Raw genomic sequence first — 4,533 nt, forward strand, 5'->3', positions numbered from 1 at the left:
GGGCGAGCAGCAGCGGCAGGTTCTGCGGCAGGCCGCCGGGGCCCGACGGCGCCGGGTGCGCGTGCACTTTCACGTGAAAGTGCCGGGTCGGGGAGGGGTCGGTCAGGTGCAGTTGACGCCGGCCTGCTTGTAGTTGTCCTTGTTGACGATCGTGGTCTTCGCGATCGTCTCCGCGGGCAGCTCCTTGCCGTTCTTCACCTTGTCGACGAGCACCTGGATCGCCGAGCGGCCGACCTCGGCGCCGGAGATGTAGAGCGCGGACTTGTTGCCGGTGTCCTTGCCCGCGGCCCAGTCCTTGCAGGTGAGGTACGCGCCGAGCCCGACGCCGATGATGTTGCCCGCCTGCACGCCCGAGTTGGCCAGCGCGGTCACGACGCCGGTCTCGTTCTCGTCGTTGCAGCCCCAGACGACCCAGTGCTTGACGCCCGGGTTGGACCCGATCACCGCGCCGGAGCGGTTCTGCGCGTCGACGGGGGAGTTGTCGGTGCCGACGTCGATCACCTGGACGCCCGGGTCGCCCGACTTGCCGAACGCGGCCTTGGCGGCGTTGACGCGGTCGGTGCAGACGCTCAGGTCCTGCTTGTAGGCACTGATGATCTTGGTGTCGGCGGCGGTCCAGCCGGCGGCCTTGAACAGCTTCCCGGCCTCGGTGCCGACCGAGTCGCCCATCTGGCTGCCGTTGAAGCCGACGAACGCGGCCTTCGCGCCGGTGCCGTCCTTGATGACGTCGTCGGAGGCGATGATCGGGATGCCCGCGCTCTTCGCCTTGTCGATCACCTGCGGGCCGATGGCCTGGTCCGGGACGACGATGGCGACGCCGTTGGCGCCTTGGGCGACCGCGGCGTCGAGTTCGGTGATCGCCTTGTTGGCGTCCTGGCCGAGGTTGACCACCTTGAGCTCGACGCCGAGCTCCTTGGCCTTCTCCTGGGCCCCCTGCGCCTGCTCGACGAAGTACTGCTGGTCACCCTGCTTCTGCAGGTAGTACAGCGTGATCTTGCCGGTGGCCGGAGCCTGCTGTTGCGGTGCCGCCGTGTCTTTGCCGGAGGAGCACGAGGCCATCAGGACGCCGGAAATCAAACAACAACCAACAACGCTCCAGGTGCGAGACCTGTGCGGGTATGTGGACATCGAGTGCTCCCATGGGACCGGGGACGAGTGTTGCGGCTCGGTTACTTCCGAGTGACTGGTATTACAAAACACCCGTTCGTGGAGCGTCAAGCCGCAGTTAGCGGAGCGAGACCTACTCTCAGTAGTTGCATCGTGGCACACGTCAGGGTCATTTATCGTATTTTTTCCCCGCTGGGCTGCGCGTTGTCCAGTTTTGTCCTGTGCGAATGTTCTGATCGGTGTTGTCGACTGTGGTGGGAGTTTTGGATGACCGGGATGCCCTCTCTGCCGGGTTCGCCCGGCTGGCAGGATGGCCGGACCACGTCAGGAGGGGGACCGATGACGAAGCACCGCGTCGCCGCGCTCGCCGGGGTCGCCGTCCTGGTGGCCGGGTGCAGCGGCACGCCGCAGCAGTCCGGCCCGGCGCCGACCCCGTTCCCGGAGACGGCCTCGTCTTCGGCGGCGGCCCCCGACGGGTCGTTCAGCGTCGTCGCGACCGGCGACGTCCTGATCCACCCGGCGCTGACCGAGCAGGCCGAGGCCGACGGCGGCGGCAAGATCGACTACCGCCCGCTGCTGGCCGGGGTCAAGCCGCTGATCTCCGGTGCCGACCTCGGGATCTGCCACCTCGAGACGCCGCTCGCGCCGGAAGGCGGGCCGTACAGCGGGTACCCGTCGTTCAGTGCGCCGCCGGAGATCGCGGACGCGCTCAAGGACACCGGTTACGACACGTGCTCGACGTCGTCCAACCACACGATCGACCAGGGCGCGGCCGGCGTCTCGCGCACGCTGGACAAGCTCGACGCCGTCGGCATCAAGCACACGGGCTCGGCCCGGTCGGCGGCGGAAGCGGCGAAACCGCTGGTCATGGACGTCCACGGCGTCAAGGTGGCGCAGGTGTCGTACGCCTTCGGGTTCAACGGCATCAAGGTCCCGGCCGGCAAACCGTGGCTGGCCAACCAGATCGACGTCGACGACGTCCTGTCGGCGGCCCGCAAGGCCCGCGAGGCGGGGGCGCAGGTCGTCATCGCGAGCCTGCACTGGGGCGTGGAGTACCAGCACGAGCCGACGGCGGAGCAGCGCTCGCAGGCGAAGAAGATCCTGGCGTCGGACGACGTCGACCTGATCATCGGCCACCACGCCCACGTGGTCCAGCCGTTCGAGAAGCTCGGCGGCAAGTGGGTGGCCTACGGGCTGGGCAACAGCGTCGCCCGCCACTCGGAACCCCGCGGCGACACGGAGGAAGGCGCGGCGGCGCGGTTCCGCTTCGTGCGGGACGGCGAGCGGTGGAAGGTCGACAAGGCGGAGTACGTGCCCACGTTGATCAAGCTGGACGCGCCGATCAGGCTGGTCGACTTGTCGACTTCGGAGAAGTCCGGGCCGGTCACGAAGGCTTTGGGGGACACGGACAAGAACATCTTGAGCCTGGGCGCGGACAAGGACGGCCTGACTCGCCCGGGCAAGTAGAGCGGCCCTGAGCCGGGTCGGTTCGCACCGCCGGCTGGGCTTGGGCTGGCGCGCCGGACTCGCGGCCGGGGCTGGTCCGCCGGCCTCGCGCGGTCGTGCCGATCACGCGTGCGTGGGCAGGCGGTCGCGAGTTCGGGCTTGGCTTGGCTGGGTTTGCACCGCCGGCTGTGGGGGGCTGACTGCCGAACTCGCGCCCGAGGCAATCCGGGCTGCTCTGTCGGCCGCGTGCGGGCGCGCTGATCACGCGCGTGCCCGGCGGCGATTTGCGGGCGGCTGCTGATCACTCGTGTGGTCCGGCGGGCGATTGCGGGCGGCTGCTGATCACTCGTGTGGTCCGGCGGGCGATTGCGGGCGGCTGCCGATCACTCGTGTGGCCTGGCGGGCGATTTGCGCGCGGCTGCCGATCACGCGCGTGGCTCGGCGGCGATTGCGGGCGGCTGCTGATCACTCGTGTGGCCCGGCGGGCGATTGCGGGCGGCTGCCGATCACTCGCGTGGCCCGGCCGCGCGGCCGCGCCGATCACGCGTGTGGCCGGCGGGGTGTCCCGCCGGCCACGGATGCCGCTCGCCCGCCTGCCCGCGGGCGAGCCGGCCGTCTCTTCAGGCTCACACGTGCGGCCGCGCCGACCGCACGTGTTTCCCCGAACGCGCGCCTGCCCCGCGCGCGAGCCGTCCCCGCCTCAGTGCGTGCGGGTCGTGATCAGCCGGGCCAGTGCGGCCAGTTCCGCCGCCGGGCGCGGGACCGGGTTGACCGACGCCAGTTCGCGCAGTCCCTTCGCCACCAGCGCCGACGCCTGGGCCTGGCTCCACTGGCGGCCGCCCGCGAGATCCACCAACGCGGCCGCGCGGGAAAGCTCCGCCTCGTCCAGCGGGTCCGTGCCCTCGTAGAGCGTCGCCAGCTCCGCGCCCGCCTCGGTGCCCGACGACAGCGCCGTCACCACCGGGAGGGACTTCTTGCGGCTCTGCAGGTCCGAGTACACCGATTTGCCCGTCTCGGCGGGGTCGCCCCAGATGCCGAGCAGGTCGTCGACGTGCTGGAACGCCAAGCCCACCGACCGGCCGAACTCGCCGAACCGGGCCGGCGGGCGGTTGCCGTGCATGGCGCCGAGCTCGCAGGCCGCGCCGATCAGGGCCGCCGTCTTGCCCGTCGCCATCCGGACGCACTCCGGCGGCGTCACGTCGTCGCGCTGCTCGAAGTCCAGGTCGGCGGCTTGGCCTTCCAGCAGTTCGAGCACGCCCTGGGACACCACTTTCGCGCCGTCGGGGGTCAGCTCCTCGAACGCCAGGCTCAGCAACGCGTCCCCGGCGAGCACCGCGGCGCCGGTGCCGAACACCGTCCACGCTGTCGCGCGGTGGCGGCGGGTGGTGTCGCCGTCCATGACGTCGTCGTGCAGCAACGAAAAGTTGTGCACCAGCTCGACCGCGACGGCCGCGGGCACCGCGTCCACCGGGTCGCCGCCCGCGGCCTCCGCGCACAGCAGGACCAGCGCGGGCCGCAGCGCCTTGCCGCCGTCCGCGGTCGACGGTTCGCCCTGGGCGTCCCACCAGCCGAAGTGGTAGCCGGCGATCCGCCGCATCATGTCCGGCAGGCGTTCCGCGGCGGTGCGCAGCGCCGGGTCGACGAGGCTCTTGCTCCACGCGAGCACGTCCGGGAGCGAACGTGCCGCGGTGCGTGCGTCCATGGTCGTCATGCGCGCCCGACCTCCACGTCGTCCAGTACTCCCAGCGCGTCCGGCACCAGCACGGCCGCGGAATGATAGGCGGACACGAGGTATGAGGTGACCGCGCGGTCGCTGGTTCCCATGAGCCGGACGTTGATGCCGGGCTGGTATTCGTCGGGGAGTTCTTGGGGGCGTAACCCGATGACTCCGGCGTCGTCTTCGCCGGTGCGCATGGCGAGGATCGAGGTGGTTCCGGTGTCGGTGACGGGAATTTTGTCGCAGGGCAGGATCGGCACGCC

General features: G+C 70.6%; 3 protein-coding genes and 1 pseudogene. 1 reads left to right on the forward strand and 3 read right to left on the reverse strand.

Annotated elements, in window-relative coordinates; genetic code table 11:
- Positions 1-102 precede the first annotated feature (102 nt).
- Complete coding sequence (locus AB0B33_RS46740) at positions 103-1,077, reverse strand: substrate-binding domain-containing protein (protein WP_247013836.1); 975 nt, start codon at positions 1,075-1,077, stop codon at positions 103-105.
- A gap of 369 nt (positions 1,078-1,446) precedes the next feature.
- On the opposite strand from AB0B33_RS46740, the gene AB0B33_RS46745 reads away from it, so the two are divergent.
- A complete protein-coding gene (locus tag AB0B33_RS46745) occupies positions 1,447-2,574 on the forward strand; it encodes a CapA family protein (protein WP_360784663.1) in 1,128 nt (375 codons plus the stop codon).
- A 679-nt stretch (positions 2,575-3,253) separates the two neighbouring features.
- Here the strand turns inward: AB0B33_RS46745 and AB0B33_RS46750 are convergent.
- Positions 3,254-4,264: a polyprenyl synthetase family protein gene (locus AB0B33_RS46750; protein ID WP_360784666.1), complete on the reverse strand. Its 1,011-nt coding sequence runs from the start codon at positions 4,262-4,264 to the stop codon at positions 3,254-3,256.
- Positions 4,261-4,533, reverse strand: a pseudogene (locus tag AB0B33_RS46755) (Crp/Fnr family transcriptional regulator); the annotation flags it as partial. The pseudogene AB0B33_RS46755 and the gene AB0B33_RS46750, both read right to left, overlap by 4 nt.

The sequence above is a fragment of the Amycolatopsis sp. NPDC049159 genome, assembly GCF_040648295.1.
GTDB classification, from domain to species: Bacteria; Actinomycetota; Actinomycetes; order Mycobacteriales; family Pseudonocardiaceae; genus Amycolatopsis; species Amycolatopsis pretoriensis_A.

Excerpts from the sequence above, each read along its gene's own strand:
- AB0B33_RS46745 (WP_360784663.1), top strand. The coding sequence starts at position 1,447 with ATGACGAAGCACCGCGTCGCCGCGCTCGCCGGGGTCGCCGTCCTGGTG.
- AB0B33_RS46750 (WP_360784666.1), bottom strand. The coding sequence starts at position 4,264 with ATGACGACCATGGACGCACGCACCGCGGCACGTTCGCTCCCGGACGTG.